The organism is Streptomyces sp. NPDC059909, assembly GCF_042730885.1.
In the GTDB taxonomy this organism is placed as follows: Bacteria; Actinomycetota; Actinomycetes; order Streptomycetales; family Streptomycetaceae; genus Streptomyces.
The window spans coordinates 1-20,178 of sequence record NZ_JBHWKX010000098.1 but is presented as its reverse complement, the minus strand read 5'-3'; the positions used below and the strand labels follow the sequence as shown (position 1 = coordinate 20,178).

15 protein-coding genes and 3 pseudogenes are annotated in these 20,178 nt (G+C 72.2%); 15 read left to right on the top strand and 3 right to left on the bottom strand.

The genetic code is table 11. From position 1 onward, the window contains the following. Positions 1-126: 126 nt before the first annotated feature. Positions 127-821: pseudogene (locus ACFV9O_RS35730) on the bottom strand (sugar-binding domain-containing protein); the annotation flags it as partial. A 291-nt stretch (positions 822-1,112) separates the two neighbouring features. Here ACFV9O_RS35730 and ACFV9O_RS35725 point away from each other — a divergent pair. The 8 genes and pseudogenes from ACFV9O_RS35725 to ACFV9O_RS35690 all read left to right on the top strand — a co-directional run. Then, complete coding sequence (locus ACFV9O_RS35725; RefSeq protein WP_385425875.1) at positions 1,113-4,235, top strand: alpha-mannosidase; 3,123 nt, start codon at positions 1,113-1,115, stop codon at positions 4,233-4,235. A 70-nt stretch (positions 4,236-4,305) separates the two neighbouring features. Then, positions 4,306-5,379, top strand: a complete 1,074-nt coding sequence (locus tag ACFV9O_RS35720; protein ID WP_385425872.1) for an NAD-dependent epimerase/dehydratase family protein — start codon at positions 4,306-4,308, stop codon at positions 5,377-5,379. After that, on the top strand, positions 5,376-6,032 hold the full coding sequence (locus ACFV9O_RS35715) for a glycosyltransferase family 2 protein (protein ID WP_385425869.1): 657 nt from the start codon (positions 5,376-5,378) through the stop codon (positions 6,030-6,032). The genes ACFV9O_RS35720 and ACFV9O_RS35715 overlap by 4 nt, the downstream gene beginning before the upstream one ends. A 113-nt stretch (positions 6,033-6,145) precedes the next feature. After that, positions 6,146-6,769 (top strand): DUF2064 domain-containing protein, encoded by a 624-nt coding sequence (locus tag ACFV9O_RS35710; RefSeq protein WP_385425866.1) that lies wholly within the window; start codon positions 6,146-6,148, stop codon positions 6,767-6,769. After that, positions 6,766-7,485, top strand: a complete 720-nt coding sequence (locus tag ACFV9O_RS35705) for a methyltransferase domain-containing protein (protein ID WP_385425863.1) — start codon at positions 6,766-6,768, stop codon at positions 7,483-7,485. Before ACFV9O_RS35710 ends, ACFV9O_RS35705 begins: the two co-directional genes overlap by 4 nt. 145 nt (positions 7,486-7,630) lie before the next feature. Next, a complete protein-coding gene (locus ACFV9O_RS35700; protein WP_385425860.1) occupies positions 7,631-8,140 on the top strand; it encodes a DinB family protein in 510 nt (169 codons plus the stop codon). Positions 8,141-8,193: 53 nt separating this feature from the next. Continuing rightward, positions 8,194-9,183, top strand: coding sequence for a D-cysteine desulfhydrase family protein (locus tag ACFV9O_RS35695; RefSeq protein ID WP_385425857.1), 990 nt, complete (start codon positions 8,194-8,196; stop codon positions 9,181-9,183). Between the two features lie 104 nt (positions 9,184-9,287). Next, a pseudogene (locus ACFV9O_RS35690) lies at positions 9,288-9,419 on the top strand (IS701 family transposase); the annotation flags it as partial. Between the two features lie 24 nt (positions 9,420-9,443). Here the strand turns inward: ACFV9O_RS35690 and ACFV9O_RS35685 are convergent. Both ACFV9O_RS35685 and ACFV9O_RS35680 read right to left on the bottom strand, forming a co-directional pair. Continuing rightward, positions 9,444-10,739, bottom strand: coding sequence for a cytochrome P450 (locus tag ACFV9O_RS35685; protein WP_385425854.1), 1,296 nt, complete (start codon positions 10,737-10,739; stop codon positions 9,444-9,446). A gap of 287 nt (positions 10,740-11,026) precedes the next feature. After that, positions 11,027-11,173 carry an SDR family NAD(P)-dependent oxidoreductase gene (locus ACFV9O_RS35680; RefSeq protein WP_385425878.1) on the bottom strand — a complete coding sequence of 49 codons (147 nt, stop codon included), beginning with the start codon at positions 11,171-11,173 and terminating at the stop codon, positions 11,027-11,029. Between the two features lie 18 nt (positions 11,174-11,191). Between ACFV9O_RS35680 and ACFV9O_RS35675 the strand changes: the two are divergent. The 7 genes and pseudogenes from ACFV9O_RS35675 to ACFV9O_RS35645 all read left to right on the top strand — a co-directional run. Next, positions 11,192-11,598 (top strand): annotated as a pseudogene (locus ACFV9O_RS35675) (iron-siderophore ABC transporter substrate-binding protein); the annotation flags it as partial. Further along, positions 11,595-12,398 carry a 2,3-dihydro-2,3-dihydroxybenzoate dehydrogenase gene (locus tag ACFV9O_RS35670; protein ID WP_385425851.1) on the top strand — a complete coding sequence of 268 codons (804 nt, stop codon included), beginning with the start codon at positions 11,595-11,597 and terminating at the stop codon, positions 12,396-12,398. The pseudogene ACFV9O_RS35675 and the gene ACFV9O_RS35670, both read left to right, overlap by 4 nt. Before the next feature lie 63 nt (positions 12,399-12,461). Beyond that, complete coding sequence (locus ACFV9O_RS35665; protein WP_385425848.1) at positions 12,462-13,658, top strand: isochorismate synthase; 1,197 nt, start codon at positions 12,462-12,464, stop codon at positions 13,656-13,658. Next, positions 13,655-15,292 (top strand): (2,3-dihydroxybenzoyl)adenylate synthase, encoded by a 1,638-nt coding sequence (locus ACFV9O_RS35660; protein ID WP_385425845.1) that lies wholly within the window; start codon positions 13,655-13,657, stop codon positions 15,290-15,292. The genes ACFV9O_RS35665 and ACFV9O_RS35660 overlap by 4 nt, the downstream gene beginning before the upstream one ends. Before the next feature lie 13 nt (positions 15,293-15,305). Beyond that, on the top strand, positions 15,306-15,938 hold the full coding sequence (locus tag ACFV9O_RS35655) for an isochorismatase family protein (RefSeq protein ID WP_385425842.1): 633 nt from the start codon (positions 15,306-15,308) through the stop codon (positions 15,936-15,938). 5 nt (positions 15,939-15,943) lie between these two features. After that, positions 15,944-16,171 carry a phosphopantetheine-binding protein gene (locus ACFV9O_RS35650; RefSeq protein WP_385425839.1) on the top strand — a complete coding sequence of 76 codons (228 nt, stop codon included), beginning with the start codon at positions 15,944-15,946 and terminating at the stop codon, positions 16,169-16,171. Continuing rightward, the gene (locus tag ACFV9O_RS35645; protein ID WP_385425836.1) at positions 16,168-20,094 is read left to right on the top strand and encodes an amino acid adenylation domain-containing protein; all 3,927 of its coding nucleotides are present in this window, start codon (positions 16,168-16,170) and stop codon (positions 20,092-20,094) included. Before ACFV9O_RS35650 ends, ACFV9O_RS35645 begins: the two co-directional genes overlap by 4 nt. The last annotated feature ends 84 nt before the right edge of the window (positions 20,095-20,178 follow it).

The following is a 20,178-nucleotide window of genomic DNA, read 5'->3' as shown; positions in this document are numbered from 1 at the left end:
GATAGGCAGTATGCGGGTGCACACCGTTCGCCTTCGCCCACTCCTTGAGGTTCATGCAGTGACCATAACAGCCACTCAGAGGCTATAAGACACACCAGAGTTGACTCAAGCCCGAGCAGTTCGTAACCCCTCGAGCTCCCCGCTGATGGACCAGCCATCCGTCAGCGGGCCGCGGACGCGGCAGTCGACCCGCAGGTCCCCGTCCTGGCCGGCGCGGGCGGCCACGTCGTCCAGGTACAGGGCGTCGGTCGAGTGCAGCCGTACGGAGCGGGTGATGCCGCCGTGCCACCACTGGTCCTGGTCCTCGATGTGCGAGGCGTCGGACCACTTCACGACGGTGAGCCGCAGGGTGTGCCGCTCCCCCGGCCGGACGGCGTCGGTGATGTCGAACTCGCTCGCCAGGTGGGAGCCTTGCCGACACCGACCGGGGTGCCGTCGATCTCGGCGATCAGGACGCTCTCGGCGGCGCCGACGTGCAGGACGGTCCTGCGCCCGGCCCAGTCGGCGGGGACCTCGAACTCGCGCTCGTACACGCCGGTGGGGTTGGCGTCGGGCACGTGCGGCGGGATGTGCGGGAACGGCATCCGGACGTTGGTGTAGTGCGGCAGATCGCGCGGGTCGTGCATCGTCCAGCAGCCGGGCACGGGCGCCTCGTCCCACGCGTCGGCGAGGGGCGCGCCGGGCGCGGGCAACAGCTGGAAGCGCCAGGTGCCGTCGAGGACGATGCTCCCGGCACGGCGGTCCACGGCGTTCATCGGCAAGCGCTGCCAGCTGGTCAGCTCGGGTGAGTCCCAGGGTCGTACGGGGGTGGTGAAGGTCATCGAGAGGCCCCTTCGGCCGGCGGCAGTCGGCAGTCGTCCTGCGATGGCGACAGGATCCTGCAGAAACACACAGAATCAAACGGTCGGAGGCGAACAACCTGCCGCGACCAGGCACGGCCGAGGTGTTCCCGGTTCTCGCGGGTACGTCCTGGAAGTGACAGCGTGGTGGCAGCCCAGCGGGCACGGCACAGCCGGACCGGGCATGACACCGCCAGGTCCGGCACGGCTCGACGGCTACAGGAGCGAACATCCCGGCCTCGCCCATCTCAACCGGAAGTAGGTGTCTGTCCCATGCACGACGAACGCCGAAGGATCGAGCAGAGGGTCGAGCGCGTTCTGGACCAGCGGGTCCGGCCGCTGATCCACTCCGCCGCCGTGCCGCTGACCGTGGAGGCCTGGCAGGTGCCGGACGAGCCGGTGCCGTTCGCCGAGGCGCGGGCCGCGGAGTACGAGCCGTTCGCGACGGGCACGCCGTGGGGGCCGCCGTGGGGCACGACCTGGTTCCGGGTACGCGGCGAGGTGCCGGCCGACTGGGCGGGACGCAGGGTGGAGGCCTGGTTCGATCTGGGCTTCCTCAGCAGCTGGCCGGGCAACCAGGCCGAGGCGCTCGTCCATCTGCCGGACGGCACTCCGGTCAAGGCGGTCAATCCGCAGAACCAGTACGTCCCCGTCGCCTCCCCCGCCGCCGGGGGCGAACAGGTGGCGCTCCTCGTCGAGGCCGCCTCCAACCCTGACATCCTCGCCGACCGCTTCCGCCGCCCGACGCCCATGGGCGACAAGCGCACGGCGGGCACCGAAGCGCTTTACACGTTCGCGCGCGCCGATCTCGCCGTACTCGACGAGGAGGTCTGGCAGCTGTCGCTGGACCTGCAGGTGCTGCGCGAGCTGATGCTGGAGCTGGACGAGGGCGAACCGCGCCGCCACGAGATCCTGCACACGCTGGAGCGGGCGGTGAACGCGCTGGACCTGGACGACATCCCAGGAACCGCGGAAGCCGCGCGCCATGTCCTGGCGGACGCCCTGGCGCGGCCGGCGCACGCCAGCGCGCACACCCTCTCGGCGGTCGGGCACGCCCATATCGACACCGCCTGGCTGTGGCCCATCCGCGAGACCAAGCGCAAGACGGCCCGGACGTTCGCCAACGTGACGGCGCTGGCGAAGGAGTACCCGGAGTTCGTCTTCGCCTGCTCGCAAGCGCAGCAGTACGCATGGGTGCGCGACACCCATCCGCAGGTGTGGGCCCGTATCCAGGAGGCCGTGAAGAGCGGGCAGTGGGCACCGGTCGGCGGCATGTGGGTGGAGGCCGACGGCAATCTGCCCGGCGGTGAGGCGCTCGCGCGCCAACTCGTCCACGGCAAGCGCTTCTTCCTCGACGCGTTCGGCATCGAGACGGAGGGGGTGTGGCTGCCGGACTCCTTCGGCTACACGGCCGCCTATCCGCAGCTCGCGAAGCTCGCCGGGATGAAGTGGTTCCTGACCCAGAAGCTGTCCTGGAACCAGACCAACAAGCTGCCTCACCACACCTTCTGGTGGGAGGGCATCGACGGCTCCCGGGTCTTCACGCACTTCCCGCCGGTGGACACGTACAACGTGGTCTTCTCCGGGCGGGAGATGGCGCACGCGGTGCGCAACTACCAGGACAAGGGGGGTGGTACGCGCTCGCTGGCGCCCTTCGGGCACGGTGACGGCGGCGGCGGGCCGACGCGGGAGATGCTGGAGCGGGCGCGGCGGCTGGCCGATCTGGAGGGCTCGGCGAAGGTCGTGATCGAGCATCCGAACGCCTTCTTCGCGGCGGCCCGCGCGGAGTACCCGGACGCGCCCGTGTGGTCGGGCGAGCTGTACCTGGAGCTGCACCGCGCGACGTACACCTCGCAGGCCCGCACCAAACAGGGCAATCGCCGCAGTGAACACGCCCTGCGCGAGACCGAGTTGTGGGCGACGGCGGCGGCGCTGCACGTTCCCGGGTACGAGTATCCGTACGGGGAGCTGGACGAGCTGTGGAAGACGGTGCTGCTGCACCAGTTCCACGACATCCTGCCGGGCTCGTCGATCGCGTGGGTGCACCGGGAGGCGGAGGCGGAGTACGCGCGCGTCGCGACGGAACTGGAAGCGCTGACCGCGCAGGCCCTGGAGGCGGTGAGCGGGGCAGGACCGGTCGAGCCGTGGGTGTACAACGCGGGGCCGCGGGACCGGGCCGAGGTCGTACGCGTCCCCGCGACGCTGGCCGGCATCCTCGATCCGGGGCTGCCGCGGCTGTCGGACGGTTCGGCCGCGGTGTCCGTGGAGGTGCCGGCCTCCGGCTGTGCGCGCGTCAGCCCCCGCGTTCCGGTGGAGCCTCCGGTCACGGTCACCAACCGGGCCCTGGACAACGGCCTCGTACGGGTCGATATGGCGGACGACGGCACGTTCACGTCCGTACGCGACCTGGTCCACGACCGCGAGGTCCTCGCGCCCGGCGGCAAGGGCAATCTGCTGCGGCTGCACAGCGACCTGCCCAACTACTGGGACGCCTGGGACATCGACAAGCACTACCTGGGTCGCTTCACCGACCTGCTGGAGGGCGCGACGATCAGGATCGCCGAGGACGACCGTCTGCTGGGCGCACTGTGCGTGGAGCGGAGCTTCGGCAAGGGGTCGAGGATCGTCCAGACCGTCACCGTCCGGGCCGGCAGCCCTCGCATCGACATCGAAACCGAGATCGACTGGCACGAGGCGGAGAAGATCCTCAAGGCCGGCTTCCCGCTCGATGTGCACGCGGACCGGTCCGCCGCCGAGATCCAGTTCGGCCACGTCCACCGGCCGACGCACACCAACACCAGCTGGGAGGCTGCCCGGTTCGAGGTGTACGGCCACCGCTGGGTGCACGTCGGCGAGCCCGGCTACGGCGTCGCGGTGATCAACGACTCGACGTACGGCCACGACGTCTCGCGCACGACGCGGGAGGACGACGGCGGTACGACCACCACGGTGCGGCTCAGTCTGGTGCGCGCGCCCCGGGTGCCCGACCCGGAGGCCGACCAGGGGCTGCACCGCTTCACCTACTCGCTGCTGCCGGGCGCGACGATCGAGGACGCGGTGGCGGAGGGGTACGCGCTGAACCTGCCGCTTCGGGTCGGGCCCGGCGGTGCGCAGATGCCGCCCGTGGTGACCACGTACGGGTCGTCGGCGGTGCTCGTCGAGGCGGTGAAGCTCGCGGACGACGGTTCCGGCGATGTGGTCGTACGCCTCTACGAGTCGCTGGGCGGCCGGGCGACGACGAGGCTGCGCACGGGATTCCATACGGTCGGAGCAGTGCTCACCGATCTGCTGGAGCGCCCCTTGCCCGACGGGCCGCCGCTCGCGGTGGAGCGCGACGGCGTTGCGCTGGCGCTGCGCCCGTTCCAGATCGTGACGGTGCGGCTGACCCGGGGGTAGTCCTTACGGACCTGTGACGGCGCGGTGCGCAGCAGGGGTGGAACGTGATCCTCCGCGTAGCGTCGGTGACATGCGAGTACTCGTCACTGGAGGCGCGGGCTTCATCGGGACGCAGATCGTCGCCGCCCTTGCCGCGCGCGGCCACGAACCGGTCGTCCTCGACCTCCGGCGCTCCTCGGGCACCGGACCGGTCACTGCCGGACCGGTCGCTGCCGGATCGACCGCCGTCGAAGCGGTCCAGGGCGATGTCCGGGACCCAGCGGTGGTGGCGCGCGCCCTGCACCGCGTCGATGCGGTCTGCCACCAGGCGGCGATGGTCGGCCTCGGCAAGGACTTCGCCGACGCACCGGAGTACGTAGCCGTCAACGACCTCGGCACGGCGGTGCTGCTTACTGCCATGGCGCAGGCCGGGGTGCGCGATCTGGTGCTGGCCGGGTCGATGGTCGTGTACGGCGAGGGCCGCTACGACTGCCCGGTGCACGGCCGGGTCCGCCCCGGCCCGCGCCCGGTCGCGGCGCTGGAGGCGGGCCGGTTCGAGCCCGGATGCCCTGTCTGCGGCCGCGAACCGACGCCGGGGCTGGTGGACGAGGACGCCCCAGTCGACCCGCGCAATGTGTACGCCACGACCAAACTCGCCCAGGAGCACCTGGCAGCAGCCTGGGCGCGGTCGACGGGCGGCCGTGCCGTGGCGCTGCGGTACCACAACGTGTACGGGCCGGGGATGCCGCGCGACACGCCGTACGCGGGGGTGGCGTCCTTCTTCCGCTCGGCGCTGGAACGCGGCGAGCCGCCCCGGGTCTTCGAGGACGGCCGCCAGCGGCGGGACTTCGTCCATGTACGGGACGTGGCGAGCGCCAACGTGGTGGCTCTGGAGGCCCTGCCCGGCCGGGAACCGGGAGCCTTCACGGCGTACAACACGGGCAGCGGCACCCCGCACACCGTCGGCGAGATGGCGGCCACGCTGGCCGCCGCGCACGGCGGCCCCGCGCCGGTGGTGACCGGGGAGTTCCGCCTCGGCGACGTCCGACACATCACGGCCGACTCGGGCCGGCTGCGGGCCGAGCTGGGGTGGGAGCCGGTGGTCGGCTTCGCGGACGGCATGAGGGAGTTCGCCTCGGCGGGGCCGCGGGGTGCGGTCGCATGAGCATCACCGTCGATGTGGTGCTGCCCTGCCTGGACGAGGCGGAGGCACTGCCGTGGGTGCTCGCACGCGTCCCCGCGGGCTGGCGGGCGGTCGTCGTCGACAACGGCTCGACGGACGGTTCCCCCGAACTCGCCCGCTCGCTCGGCGCGACCGTCGTGCACGAGCCGCGCCGCGGCTTCGGTGCGGCTTGCCACGCCGGGCTGCTGGCCGCCGATGCGGAGTACGTGTGCTTCTGCGACTGCGACGCGTCCCTCGACCCCGGGCTGCTGCCGGACTTCGTCCGCCGGATCGCGGTCGGCGAGGCGGATCTGGTCCTCGGCCGGCGGCGCACGCGAGCGCGCGGCGCGTGGCCGCTGCACGCCCGCGCCGGCAACCTGGCCCTGGCCGCGATGCTGCGCCGCCGCACCGGGCTGCGCCTCCACGACCTGGGCCCCCTGCGCGCGGCCCGCCGCAAGGACCTCCTCGGCCTCGACCTCACCGACCGCCGCAGCGGCTACCCCCTCCAGATGGTGGTCCGCGCGGCGGACGCGGGCTGGAGCGTCGCTGAGGTCGACGTGCCGTACCTCCCCCGCGCAGGCAAGTCCAAGGTGACCGGCACCTGGCGGGGCACCTGGCAGGCGGTGCACGACATGCGGGCGGTGCTGCGTGAGTGAGCGTCCCGGGGGCGTGCCGGGTGGGTCGTGGGCGCCCCCTCACCCCCGCCTACGCCCGCAGCCGCACCCCCACCCGGTCGGAACAGCACCCGCACTCGCCGAGGAAAGGCGCCATGACCACCGTGCTCGTCATCGCGAAGGAACCCGTACCAGGGTGGGTCAAGACCCGGCTGATCCCCTGGTACTCGGCCAAGGATGCCGCCGCGCTGGCCGAGGCGGCTCTGGTCGACACGCTGGAGGCCGTACGGAGCACGACGGCCGCGCGGCGGGTGCTGGTGCTGGACGGCGCGCCTGGCGCCTGGCTGCCGCCCGGGATCGAGGTCGTACCGCAGGCGCACGGCGGTCTCGACGAGCGGCTCGCCGCCGCGTTCGCGGCCTGCACGGGGCCCGCTCTGCTGATCGGCATGGACACCCCGCAGGTGACGCCGGCGCTGCTCGCACGGGGGCTGGAACTCGCCTCGGGCGAGGCCGCGTTCGGGCCCGCCGAGGACGGGGGCTTCTGGGCGCTCGGGCTGGCGGAGCCCGATCCGGCACTGTTGCGGGGGGTGCCCATGTCCGTACCCGAGACCGGCGCCGTGCAGCGGCGCCGACTGGTCGAGGCGGGGCTGACGGTGCGTGACCTGCCGCGGCTCCGTGACGTCGACACGCCGGACGACGCCCGGCTGGTCGCGGCCGCCACGCCGGGCAGCCGGTTCGCGGCAGAGGTGGCGCGGCTGGCGCGGGCGGGGGCGCGATGACGGCGACGGCACCGGCGGGAGCGGGCGCCGCCACCGCGTGGCGCGCCGAGGCCGACCCGTACACCGACGCCCTGCGCACCGGGCGCGGCCCGCTGTTCCTGCGCCGCCCCGACGGCTGGCTGCTGCCGCTGGAGGTCGAGCGCTGGTGCGCGGCGCCTGACGCGGCCGACCGCACCGTGCTGGACCGCTGCCGGGAACCGGTCCTGGACATCGGCTGCGGTCCCGGCCGGTTGGTGGCCGCGCTGGCGGAGCTGGGTCGGCCGACTTTGGGCGTCGACGTCAGCCCGGCAGCGGTCGCCCGCGCGGTGCGCTCCGGCGGAAGCGCGCTCTGCCGCTCGGTGTTCGATCCGCTGCCGGGGGAGGGCGGTTGGGGAACGGCCCTGCTGATCGACGGCAACATCGGCATCGGCGGCGACCCGCGCGCCCTGCTGTCCCGGATCGCCGAACTGGTCGCCCCGGACGGCGTGCTGATCGCCGAGGCGTCACCGGTCGACGTCGACGAGCGCGTGGACGTCCGCGTGGTCGACGGCAACGGCGCCCTGGGCGCCCCCTTCCCCTGGGCCCGGGTGGGTCTGCCCGCTCTCGTCGACCACGCGGCGGCGACGGGCTGGCCGTGCACCCTGCCGTGGACGGCCGACGGGCGCACGTTCGTGTGCCTGGCGCGCGACCCGGCCCCGAAGCCGTTGTCGGTGGCGGCTGTCAAGTTCCAGGCATGACGAAGCACGAGCCGGTACGGCCGGCTCTGGACGACCTTCGGGCGCGGGACCGTCGGCGCGTCGTGGAGCGACACGGCGGTGTCGCTGCCGAGTCCACGCCGTGTCGGACCCCCGCGGCGTGGGACGTGCGCGGTTCACTCCCCCTATGAACGCCGCAGATGTGCTTGCCGATGCATTCGGACGTGTCCAGGAGGTGGTGCACGAGGCGGTCGAGGGGCTCTCGGTGGACGATCTCCACGCCCGGCTCGACCCGGGCGCGAACTCCATCGCCTGGCTGGTGTGGCATCTGACGCGCATCCAGGACGACCATGTGGCCGACGCGGCCGGGCGGGAGCAGGTGTGGGTCTCGCAGGACTGGGTGGGGCGCTTCGGGCTGCCGTTCGCGGAGGGAGCGACCGGCTACGGGCACTCCCGCAAACAGGTCGCGGCGCTCCGGGTCGACTCGGCAGAGCTGCTTCTGGGCTACTTCGACGCCGTCCACGAGGAGACCATGGCGTTCGTACGCGGCCTGAGGAGCACCGCCTTGAACCGGGTCGTGGACGACTCGTGGTCGCCGCCCGTGACACTGGGCGTCCGGCTGGTGAGCGTCATTTCCGACGATCTCCAGCACGCAGGACAGGCCGCCTTCGTGCGGGGGGCGCTGGAGCGCCGCTGAGATACCTTCGTCATCGTCTTCGCCTTCACCTTCAGGAGAGCAGCGCCGAAACGATGACGTCCGACAGCTCTGCCCCGCGCCGGGCCGCCCTCGGCACCTGGCCGACCCCGCTCGAGCCCATGCCGCGGTTGTCCCGTGCCCTCGGCCTCGGCCCCGACGACCTGTGGCTCAAGCGAGACGACCTCACCGGCCTGGGCGGCGGCGGGAACAAGATCCGCAAGCTCGAGTGGCTCTGCGGCGCGGCTCTCGCCGACGGGGCCACGGTCCTGGTGACCACGGGCGCACCGCAGAGCAACCACGCCCGGCTGACCGCGGCCGCCGGGGCCCGGCTGGGGCTCGACGTCGTGCTGGTGCTCGCCGGCGCGCCCGGCTCTTCGGCCTCCGGCAACCTCGCGCTCGACGGTCTCTTCGGCGCCAGGGTCGTATGGGCTGGTGACGTCCACGGCGAGGAGCTCGGAGCCGTCGCCGAGGAGACGGCCGAGCAGCTGCGGCGTCAGGGCGCCGTCCCTGCGCTGTTCCCCTTCGGCGGATCCAGCGCTCTCGGTGCCCGCGGATACGTCGAGTGCGGCCGCGAACTCCTCGCCCAGGCCCCCGACCTGGCCACGGTCGTCGTCGCGCTCGGCTCCGGCGGGACCATGGCCGGCCTCGTCGACGTGCTGGGTCCGGCACGGGTCCTCGGCGTCCACTGCGGGGCCGTCGGCGACCCTGCCCGGACCGTGTCCGAGCTGGTCTCCGGCCTCTCCGGCACGCCCTGCCCGCCGGAGACCCTGAGGCTGAGGCTCGATCAGGTCGGTGACGGTTACGGATCGTTGACCGAGCCGGTCCTGGCCGCCCTGACGCTGGCGGCCCGCACCGAAGGCATCGTCCTCGACCCGATCTACACGGGGCGCGCAATGGCCGGCCTGGCCCAGGCGGTCGAGGAGGGCGACATCGCGCCCGGGCAGCGCACGGTCCTTCTGCACTCGGGCGGCCTGCCCGGACTCTTCGGCCACGCGGAGACGCTGGCCAGGGCGGAGGCCGCGCTCAGGTTCTCGCACACCTGACACTGCAACTGCGTTTGGTGTGACGTTGTGGCCGGCCGTTCGCCGGGCCGGGTATGGGTGGGGATGTTGATGCGGCGGCTCGGTGAGCAGCTGGTCCGGCCGGCCTGCATGAGCGGTTCGTGCACCGGTTCGCCCGCAGCGAGCCGCGTGAGTCCGCGCCGGCCTATCTGCGCGGGCTGATCGCTCCGCTGAAGCGGAAGAACGGCTGGACGATGGCCGAGAGGCCAGGCACGGCTGAACTCGTGCTGTCGTTCCGGACGCTACTGCGGGCGATCATGTGCGGGACAACCTCCGGCAGCACCCACACCTCGGACGCCCGCAGAGCGGCCACCTCGCGGAGCGGGCCGCGTTCGCCGCGGCGTGAGCGCTGCCGGGATCCTGTTGATGCCGTTGTACTTGTTGCTGCGCGTCCACTCGACGTCACCGGTGAGCTCGACTCGCTCGACACGGGCGGCGAACTCGCCGAGGATCACCCGGAGCTCGAGACGGGCGAGGCTGGCGCCGAGGCAGAAGTGCGGCCCCTGGGCGAACCCGAGATGCGGATTGGGCTCACGACGAACATCGAGGCGCTGCGGGTCGCAGAACATCGCCTCGTCACGGTTTGCCGAGGCGAGCCAGTACACGACCCGGTCCCCGGCGGAGATCCGGTGCCCCGCCAGCTCGTAATCCTGCGTGGCGGTGCGGACGTTGTGCGCGACGGGGCTCATCATGCGGACAGCTTCGTCGGGCAGTGTGGTGAGCACACTCGGATCGTCGGCTACCCCATCCGGGATCGTCGGGTCGGCGGACATCGCGACGAGCGCCCACGATGCCGCGCTGCGCGTCGCATCCGCCCCGGCGCCGAACAGGAGCTGGAAGAACGCGTCGATCTCCGGCTCCATGAGGTGCGACGGATCCTCGTCGGGGAGGTGGGCATGGGTGATGACCGAGAGCAGGTCGTCCTGCGGGTTGCGCCGCCGCTCGGCGACGATTTCCCGGCCGTACTGCAGAAGGCTCTCCGTCGCCGCAGCAACCGATCCCTCGACAGTCGAGTCGGCCTTGACATCGAACACGTGGTGGACCCACTCGGAGAGGAGGTGGCGATCCTGCTGCGGGATCCCCATGAGCATGCAGATCGCCTGCAAGGGGAGCTCGCAGGTGACCGACTCGACGAGGTCGCAGTGCCCCATCTCGACGGCGGCGTCGATCAACGTCTCGGCCCGCCGCCGGAGTTCGCCCTCGAGCCGATTCACCATCCTCGGCGTGAAGCCGCCGGAGACAAGGCGGCGCAGCCGGGCATGGCGCGGATCGTCCATCATGTTCATCATGGAGCCGGCCCACGGGTGATCGAAGAGGACTGTCCCCTGGGCGCTCGAGAACACGGCGGGGTCGAGCAGGATCGTCCGCGATTCGGCGTAGGTGTGCACCGACCAGAACCCGGTTCCCCTCGGGGTGTGCTCGGTGGGCTCGTGCCACCCGACCGGTGCTTCGCGGCGGAGCCGGGCGAACAGGTCGTGCGGGAACCCGTTGGCGAAGTGGTCGAGGTTCGTGAGGTCAGCTCCGACAGTCGTCGTCATGGGTGCGATCCTTCGTCTCTCGCCGGTTGCGGCGCGCCGTCCCTGGTGTGGATCGTCTGCCCCCGTCGACGGACAGCAGGGCGCCGGTGATGGACGAGGCGTCGCCGGATGCCAGGAACGAAACGCTGTCGCGCCGGCGACGTCCAGGCGGTGCCGAGCCGTCCGAGCCGCCGGGCGGCGCGCTGGGCACGGATCCCCTCCGGTGTCACGCCGTCCCGCGCACCCTTGGCCGCGATGACGTGCGGCGTATCGATCGCCCCGACGATCAAGGCGTCGACCCGGATGTGCTACGGCGCGCGATGTGTGGCGTGCGCCAGGTGCCACGAACACCCTGTCGACGACACGTTCACGATAGCCCCGGCTCCTCGTTCCCGCATGACAGGGACGACGCGCCTCGACGTGAGCCACATGCCGGTCAGGTTCGCGTCGATCAGCGCGTGCCAGTGCAGTAGGACCTCGGCTCCCAGGCCCGCGCGAGCGTGTCCGTGGCCCGCTACTCGGCGAACGGCACGGCCGTCATGCGGCAGGGCGTGTTCATCAGCGATATTCTGAAGGGCATCGGTTCCGAGCGGCCCCGGCATCCAGACCGAGAAGGGCGACGGCCACTCGACGCCGATCAGCGAGGAGAACATCGAGGAGATAGACGCCGACCGGCTGTTCATCGGCACCCATGTCTTCGACCGGCTCGGACGCCGCACTCCTCGACAGAGCCGGCCGAGAACCAGCCTGCCAGCAGCTGAAACGCCGTACGCGACAAGCCCGCGAAACCGTGATGGACGGCTCCAAGTGGACGAGCCCGGGCGGTGTGGAGGCGGCGGTCTCGGTGCTCGACGACATCCGGAAGGCGATGGTCATGTGAGTGCCGACCGTGAACTCTCCGAACGGCTCGCCCTCGTGACGGGCGCGGGCCGGGGCATCGGCAAGGCGGTGGTGACGGCCCTCGTCGAGCGCGGCGCCCGCGTACTCGCCACCGACCTGGACCCCAGGGGCGTGGAGGCCCTCGCCGAAAAGTACGGCGACCAGGTCACCGCCCGCCCGCTCGATGTCACGGACGCCGCGGCCGTCGAGGCCCTCGTGGCCGAGGCCGAGGCCGAGCGCGCACTCGGTGCGGTGGACATCGCGGTCAACGTCGCCGGAATCCTGCGGGGTTCCCAGGTCGTGGACCTGACGGACGAGGACTGGGCGGCCACGTTCGCCGTCAACTCCAGCGGCGTTTTCCACGTCTCACGGTCAGCCGCCCGCCGCATGGCCGAGCGCGGGCACGGCAGCATCGTCACCGTCGCCTCGAACGCGGCCGGCATTCCCCGCGCGGGCCTGTCCGCCTACGCCGCCTCGAAGGCCGCCGCTGTGATGTTCACCAAATGCCTGGGCCTGGAGGTGGCCTCACGGGGCGTCCGCTGCAACACGGTCTCCCCCGGCTCGACTCTGACCGACATGCAGCGCGCCATGTGGACCGCCTCCGACGACCAGGACCCGGCAGCCGCCGCGCGCCGCGTCGTTGAGGGAGACCTCGCGACGCACCGCACCGGCATCCCGCTCGGCCGGATCGCCGACCCCTCCGACGTCGCCGAAGCGGTCGCCTTCCTCGTGTCCGACCGCGCCCGTCACATCACCATGCACGACCTGTACGTCGACGGCGGCGCCACCCTGCGGGCCTGAACCCGCCCGCCCCACAGCGGCTCCGCCGACCACGTACCGTGCCCTCCCCCGCTGGAGACATCCATGTCTGCCTCTCTGCGCGAACCCACAGCCACGCCTCTGGTCTCGCCCGGCGCGGCAACCGCCCTGCTCGACGCCTACCGACCGGGCACCGACCGGTTCCTCGCCTCGCCCCACCGCACCCTGCTGGGGAGGGGAACCGCCGCCGACATACCCCACGACACGCGGCCGTTGACATGGCGGGTGCGCAACGTACTGAACGCACGTCGGCGTGCGGGTGCCCAGGCACCGGTCGTCGTGGGCTCCGTGCCCTTCGCCCCGGACGCGCCGCACTCGCTGGTCTCCCCCCAGTCCGTCCAGTGGGCGCCGCCGCTGCGTGAGGACCCGCTCATCGTCCTGCCCGCGCTGCTCCCGGAGGGGGGCACCGTCTGGCAGGTGCGGGAGGTTCCGGCGCCCGAGCAGTACGGCCAGGCCGTCGCCGACGCGGTGAAGCGGATGCGGTCCGGGGAGTTCACCAAGGTCGTCCTCGCCCGCACGCTGGAGCTGACCTCGCCCGAGGAGCCGGATCTGCTGGCCATGCTGAGCCGCCTGGCGCGCCGCGACCCTGCCGGATACACCTTCGCCGTCCCCAGCGGCCCCGGCCGCACGCTCATCGGAGCCAGCCCCGAACTGCTCGTCGCCCGCAGGGGCGGCCGCCTGACCGGGAACCCCCTGGGCGGGTCCGCGCCGCGCAGCACCGACCTGGCCGAGGACGTCCGACGCGCGGCGGCGCTCCTGGAGTCGCCCAAGGACCTGCACGAGCACGCCGTCGTCGTCGACGCCGTACGCGAGGCGCTCGCGCCGTTCTGCACCCGCCTGGAGGTGCCCGAGCGGCCCACACTGGCGCGTACGGCGGCGATGTGGCATCTGTCGACCACGGTCACGGGCGAGCTCACCGACCCGGGCGTCACCGCCTTGGAGCTGGCCTCTGCCCTGCACCCCACGCCGGCGGTGTGCGGCACCCCGACCGACGTGGCCCGCGCCGTCATCGCCGAGTCGGAGCCCTTCGACCGCGGCCCCTACACGGGCATGGTCGGCTGGCAGGACGCGGACGGGGACGGCGAGTGGGTCGTGACGATCCGCTGCGCCGAGGCCGAGGGACGTTCGCTGCGGCTGTTCGCGGGCGCCGGGGTGGTGGCCGCCTCGTCGCCGGAGGCCGAGACCGCGGAGACCGGCGCCAAGTTCCGTACATTTCTCGACGCTGTGGGGGCCTCGCTGTGACCCTCACTCCTGGCGTGGACGCGCCCACCTGGCCCCCGGAGTTCTCCGAGCGCTACCGCGCGGCGGGCTACTGGCGCGGCGAGACCTTCGGGGGCGTACTGCGCGAGCGAGCCGCCGCCCACCCCGACCGGATCGCCCTCGTCGACCCGGCGCCCCAGCGCCGCACCTGGACCTACCGGGAACTGGACGAGCGCGCCGACCGGCTCGCCGCCGGATTCGCGGCACGCGGGATCGGCAAGGGCGACCGGGTCGTCCTGCACCTCCCCAACATCGGTGAGTTCGTCGAAGTCGTCTTCGCGCTGTTCCGCGTCGGCGCGCTGCCCGTGTACGCGCTGCCCGCGCACCGGGAGACGGAGATCGGCCACTTCTGCTCCTTCACCCAGGCCGTCGCCTACGTGGTCCCCGACCGTCACGCGGGCTTCGACCACCGTGAGCTCGCGACGCGGGTAGCGGAGCGCACGCCGAGCCTGCGGCATGTCTTCGTCGTCGGCGACCCGGGCGAGCACACCGCACTGGCCGACGTGCCCTGCGACCCGGTCGTCATGCCCGCCGGGCCGGAGCCGCACGAGCTGGCGTTCCTCCAACTGTCGGGCGGTACGACGGGAGTGCCGAAACTCATCCCGCGCACCCACGACGACTACATCTACTCGCTGTGGGGCTCCAATGAGATCTGCGGCGTCGACGCGGACACCCGCTTCCTCGTCGTCCTGCCGGCCGCACACAACTTCCCGATGAGTTCGCCGGGTTGGCTGGGCACGCTGTATGCCGGGGGCACCGTCGTACTGTCCCCCGGCCCCGACCCGGCGACGGCCCTGCCGCTCATCGAGCAGGAGCGGATCACGATGACGGGGCTGGTGCCCCCGCTCGCCCTCCTGTGGACCGAGGCCGGTCCGAAGGCGGATCACGACCTGGCGAGTCTGGACCTGGTGCTCGTCGGCGGCGCCAAGTACAGCGCGGAGGCGGCGCGCCGTCTGGAACCCGCCCTGGGCTGCCGGCTGATGCAGGTCTTCGGTATGGCCGAGGGGCTCGTCAACTACACACGGCTGGACGACGACTTCGAGACCGTGGTCACCACGCAGGGCCGCCCGATCTCCGCGGACGACGAGATCCGCATCGTCGACGACACCGGACACGACGTCCCCGAGGGCGCGTTCGGGCACCTGCTGACCCGCGGCCCCTACACGATCCGCGGCTACTGGCGCGCTCCCGGCCACAACGCGCGCGCCTTCACACCGGATGGCTTCTACCGCACCGGCGACATCGTGCGCCGCACCCCGACGGGCCACCTCGTCGTCGAGGGCAGGGCCAAGGACCAGATCAACCGGGGCGGTGAGAAGGTCGCCCCGGAGGAGGTCGAGAACATCATCCTCGCCCATCCGTCCGTGCACGACGTCGCCGTGGTTGCGGTGCCCGACGCGTACCTCGGGGAACGCTCCCTCGCCTACGTCATCCTCCGCGAGGGTGCGGAGCAGCTGAAGCCGGCCGCCATCAAGCGGTTCGTCCGTGACCGCGGCATCGCCGACTACAAGGTCCCCGATCTCGTCGAGTTCGTCGACGCCTTCCCGCAGACGGGGGTCGGCAAGGTCAGCAAGAAGGGGCTGCGGTCCGCCGCGGCCGCCACCGAGCAGCACTGAAAGGCCCTTTCCCATGGCACTTCCCGCCATCGCCTCCTATCCGCTGCCGGCAGCGGACGAGCTGCCGGAGAACCGCGTCGCCTGGACCGCGGACCCCGCGCGCGCCGTGCTGCTCGTCCACGACCTGCAGAACCATTTCCTCGGTGCGTTCCCGTCCGGCGAGCAGCCGCTGACGGGGATGCTGGGCAACACCGGCCGGCTGCTGGAGCGCGCCCGCAGCCTCGGGGTACCGGTCGTGTACTCGACGCAGCGCGGCGGCCAGACGCCCCAGCAGCGCGGGCTCCAGCTCGACTTCTGGGGCCCCGGCGTCGCCGACGACGCCGATGCGCTCGCCGTGCCGGACGAGGTCGCGCCACAGCCCGGCGACAGGGTCCTGACCAAGTGGAAGTACAGCGCGTTCGTGCGCACCCGGCTGGCACATCTGCTCCGTGAGACGGGCCGCGACCAGCTGGTCGTCATCGGTGTGTACGCGCACATCGGCGTGCTGGTGACGGCCTGCGATGCGTGGATGCGCGACATTCAGGCGTTCGTCGTCGCCGATGCCGTCGCCGACTTCTCCCGCGACGACCACGACATGGCCCTGCGCTGGGCCGCCGGCCGCTGCGCGTTGGTGACCACCACCGACGCGCTCTTCAAGGAGTTCTGAGCACCGTGGCCCTCACTCTGGAGCAGCTCCGCAGCGATATCGCCGACAGTCTCGGCGAGGACCCGGCGGACATCCCCTTCGACGAGAACCTCGTGGACTACGGACTCGACTCGGTCCGCATCATGGCACTGCTCGAACGATGGCGCCGCGAGCACGGCGTCGAAGCGGGCTTCGCGGACCTCGCCGAGCAGCCGGCCATCACGGCCTGGGCACCGCTGCTGGGGGCATCATGACCGCCTCCACGACCATCGGCACCGGCGCCCCGGCCATCGTGCTGCCGCTGACGGCGGCCCAGTCGGGCATGTGGTACGCGCAGGCCCTCGATCCGCTCAGCCCCGCGCAGAACACCGCGGAGTGCCTGGACATCGACGGGCCGCTCGACCCGGACCTCTTCGCCGCGGCCCTGCGTCGCGTCACCGCCGAGGCCGACGTCCTGCGGGTACGCGTCGAGAACGGCCGGGACGGTCCGCGCCAGCACATACGCGCCACCGTCGAGCTGCCGCTGACCGTGCTCGACCTGCACGGCGAGGACGGCGCCGAGCGGAAGGCCGAGACGTGGATGCGCGCCGACCTCGCCAAGCCCTGCGATCTGGCGACCGGACCGCTCTTCCGGCATGCCTTGTTCCGGGTCGGCGCGCAGCGATGGCTGTGGTATCAGCGCATCCACCACCTCGTCATCGACGGCTTCGGCTACTCGCTCCTCGTACGGCGCACGGCCGAGGTCTACACGGCGCTCGTCCGCGGCGTGGAACCCGCCCCGCGCACCTTCGGAACCCTCGCCGACCTCGTCGCCGAGGATGCCGCCTACCGCTCGTCCGACGCCTTCGCGGCCGACCGCTCCCATTGGACACAGGCGTTCGCCGACCGGCCCGAGGCACCCCGGCTCGCGGGCCGCGGCGCCCTGCCCTCGCGCACGTTCCGTCGCCGCACGACTCAGCTGTCTCCCGAAGCCACCGAGCGTCTGCGCGAACTGGGCGCCACGCTCCGCGCGACATGGCCGGACGTCCTGATCGCCGCGCACGCCCTCTACACCTCCCGCGCCACCGCGAGGTCGGACGTCGTGCTCGGCCTGCCCATGATGTGCCGCATGGGGTCGGCCGCGCTGCGCGTGCCGGGCATGGTGATGAACGTGCTCCCGCTCAGGCTGGCCGTCTCCCCCGAGGCGACCTTCGCCGAACTGGTGCACCAGATCGTGCTCGGCATCCGCGACGTGCGACGCCACCAGCGCTACCGCTACGAGGACATCCGCCGCGACCTGGGACTGCTCGGCGAGAACCGCGCCCTGATCGGCCCGGTCGTCAACGTCATGCCCTTCGACTACGGCGTCGACTTCGCGGGTGCGCCCGCGCGGGCGCGCAACCTCGCCGCAGGCCCTGTCGACGACCTGAGGGTCAACTTCTACGACCGCGCCGACGGCCGCGGCCTGTGCATCGACCACGACGGCAACCCCTCCCTGTACGAAGACGCCGCCCTCGCCGCCCACCAGGAGCGCTTCCTGCACCTGCTGGACCGTCTCACCGGCACCGACCCGCAGCAGCCGCTCGCCGTTCACACCATCGCGACGCCCGCCGAACACACCCTGGTCCTGCACGAGTTCAACCAGACCGACCGCACGCTGCCCGCGACCACGCTCATCGGCCCCATCGAGGCGCGCGCCATGCGCACCCCGGACGCGACCGCGCTGGTGTACGGGGACAGCTCCTTGACGTACGCGGAGCTGAACGCCCACGCCAATCGGCTGGCCCGGCACCTGCAGACCCTCGGCGCCCGGCCGGGAGCGGTGGTCGCGGTCTCGATGCCCCGCTCGGTGGAGCTGGTCGCCACCGTGCTCGCCGCGCTCAAGTCGGGTGCCGCGTATCTGCCGCTCGACCCGGACTATCCGGCGCAGCGACTGGCGTCCATGATCCAGGACGCGGCGCCGGTGTGCGCCGTGGTCGACCGTGCGGGACGCCTTCCCGAGGACGCCGGGGCCCCACTGGTCGTCCTCGACGAAATCGACATATCCCCCTACCCACCGGCCGGCCCGGCACGTCCGCTCACGCCCGCCCACCCCGCGTACGTCATCTACACATCCGGCTCCACGGGCCGCCCCAAGGGCGTCGTCGTCTCGCACGGGGCGATCGACAACCGGCTGCGCTGGATGCAGCACACCTACCCACTGACAGCCGACGACCGGGTGCTCCAGAAGACTCCGTCGTCGTTCGACGTGTCCGTATGGGAGTTCTTCTGGCCGCTGCGCGAAGGCGCGACGCTCGTCGTCGCCGAGCCGGGGGCCCACAAGGACCCGGTCGAACTCGCCCGCCTGATCCGCGAACAGTCCATCACCATCTGCCACTTCGTGCCGTCCATGCTCCAGGTCTTCCTGGCCGAGGCCGACACGGCAGCCTGCACGGGGCTGCGCCGGATCTTCTGCGGCGGTGAGGCTCTGCCCCCCGAGACGGTGAACGCCTTCGTACGGGCGCTGCCCGGCGTCGAACTGCACAACCTGTACGGGCCGGCGGAGGCCGCCGTCGATGTCACGTACCACGTGTGCGCCCCGGACGGCAGCGGCCCGGTGCCGATCGGCAGCCCGGTGTGGAACACCCACCTGTACGTGCTGGACGCGGCGCTCCAGCCGTGCCCACCGGGCATCCCGGGCGAGCTGTACCTGGCAGGCCGGCAGTTGGCCGACAGCTATCTGAACCGCCCTGCGCTGACGGCGTCCCGGTTCGTCGCCGACCCCTTCGGGCCGCCGGGCGGCCGGATGTACCGCACGGGCGACCTGGCGCGCTGGACGGATCAGGGCGAGGTCGAGTACCTCGGCCGCACCGACCACCAGGTGAAGCTGCGCGGGCAGCGCATCGAGCTGGGCGAGATCGAGGCCGCGCTGGTGGGACAGCCCGGCGTGGAGAGCGCGTGCGCCGTGGTGCGGGAGGACCGGCTCGTCGGGTACGTGACCGGTGGCGCCGATCCCGCGGCCGTACGGGCCCAGCTGGCGCGGATGCTGCCGGAACACATGGTCCCGGCGGCGATCGTCGGCCTCGACGCGTTCCCATTGAGCCCCAACGGCAAGCTGGACCGCCGCGCACTGCCCGCCCCTGTCTTCACCGGCGGTGACGGCGCCAGACGTCCGTCCGGCCCGCTCGAGGAGGCGTTGACACGGCTGTTCGCGGAGGTGCTCGGGGTCGGACGGGCCGGTCCCGACGACGCGTTCTTCGACCTGGGCGGCACGTCTCTGTCCGCGGTGCGGCTGGTGGGGCGGATGCGGGAGGAGTTCAGCACCGAGCTGACCATCGGCTCGCTGTTCGAGGCGCCGACGCCCGCCGCTCTCGCCGCCCGACTCGAGGCCGCGAGGCCGCCACGCGGCGCCGGCCGCAGAAGGAGCACGGCCGAGGACGCCCTCGACGTCCTCCTTCCGCTGCGCACCGACGGCGAGCGGCCCCCGCTGTTCGCGTTCCACCCCAGCGGTGGCATCTCCTGGTGCTACGCGGGCCTGTCCGCCCGCCTCGGTCCGGACCAGCCCCTGTACGGCATCCAGGCGCGCGGCCTGGTACGCGACGAGCCGCTGCCACGCACTCTGCGGGAACAGTCGGCCGACTACGTCGAGCGCCTCCGCACGGTGCGGGCACATGGTCCGTACCGGCTGCTCGGCTGGTCTCTCGGCGGGATCCTCGCCCACACCGTGGCCTGCATGCTCCAGGAGGCCGGGGAGGAGGTCGAACTCCTCGCCCTCTTCGACGCGTTCCCGGCCGAACAATGGCGGGAGCGGCGCGCGCCCGAGGAAGGCGACGGCCTCACCGCAGTGCTGCGCATGGCCGGCTTCGACCGCACCGACGAGCGCACCCGCGACGACGTGCTGGCCACGCTGCGCCGGGCGGGCAGCCCGCTCGCCGGGCTCGCCGACCGGACCCTGTCGAGGATCGTCGAAATAGTGCCCACCCACGCGCGCATGGTGCGTGAGCACCAGCACCGCCGCTACGAGGGCGACCTGCTCTTCTTCACGGCAGCCGCGCCACGGGCAGAGGACTGGCTCACATGGAAGGCATGGCACCCGCACGTCAGCGGCCCGATCGTCAACCACGACCTGGACTGCACCCATCCACAGCTGTTGCAGGACCGCCACCACGACGACATCGCCGCCATCCTGGCAGCGCGCCTGAAGGAGCTCGACGCATGAGTTTCCTGAGTCAACCTCTATGCCGCCAGAGGCGTGTCGGCGGGCGTGCTGATCTTGTTGTTGGCCTGGTGGGTGACGGGGTCG

What these genes read in the sequence shown, in the direction of transcription:
- ACFV9O_RS35725 (WP_385425875.1), top strand. Translation starts at nt 1,113, where the DNA reads ATGCACGACGAACGCCGAAGGATCGAGCAGAGGGTCGAGCGCGTTCTG.
- ACFV9O_RS35720 (WP_385425872.1), top strand. Translation starts at nt 4,306, where the DNA reads ATGCGAGTACTCGTCACTGGAGGCGCGGGCTTCATCGGGACGCAGATC.
- ACFV9O_RS35715 (WP_385425869.1), top strand. Translation starts at nt 5,376, where the DNA reads ATGAGCATCACCGTCGATGTGGTGCTGCCCTGCCTGGACGAGGCGGAG.
- ACFV9O_RS35710 (WP_385425866.1), top strand. Translation starts at nt 6,146, where the DNA reads ATGACCACCGTGCTCGTCATCGCGAAGGAACCCGTACCAGGGTGGGTC.
- ACFV9O_RS35705 (WP_385425863.1), top strand. Translation starts at nt 6,766, where the DNA reads ATGACGGCGACGGCACCGGCGGGAGCGGGCGCCGCCACCGCGTGGCGC.
- ACFV9O_RS35700 (WP_385425860.1), top strand. Translation starts at nt 7,631, where the DNA reads ATGAACGCCGCAGATGTGCTTGCCGATGCATTCGGACGTGTCCAGGAG.
- ACFV9O_RS35695 (WP_385425857.1), top strand. Translation starts at nt 8,194, where the DNA reads ATGACGTCCGACAGCTCTGCCCCGCGCCGGGCCGCCCTCGGCACCTGG.
- ACFV9O_RS35685 (WP_385425854.1), bottom strand. Translation starts at nt 10,739, where the DNA reads ATGACGACGACTGTCGGAGCTGACCTCACGAACCTCGACCACTTCGCC.
- ACFV9O_RS35665 (WP_385425848.1), top strand. Translation starts at nt 12,462, where the DNA reads ATGTCTGCCTCTCTGCGCGAACCCACAGCCACGCCTCTGGTCTCGCCC.
- ACFV9O_RS35655 (WP_385425842.1), top strand. Translation starts at nt 15,306, where the DNA reads ATGGCACTTCCCGCCATCGCCTCCTATCCGCTGCCGGCAGCGGACGAG.
- ACFV9O_RS35645 (WP_385425836.1), top strand. Translation starts at nt 16,168, where the DNA reads ATGACCGCCTCCACGACCATCGGCACCGGCGCCCCGGCCATCGTGCTG.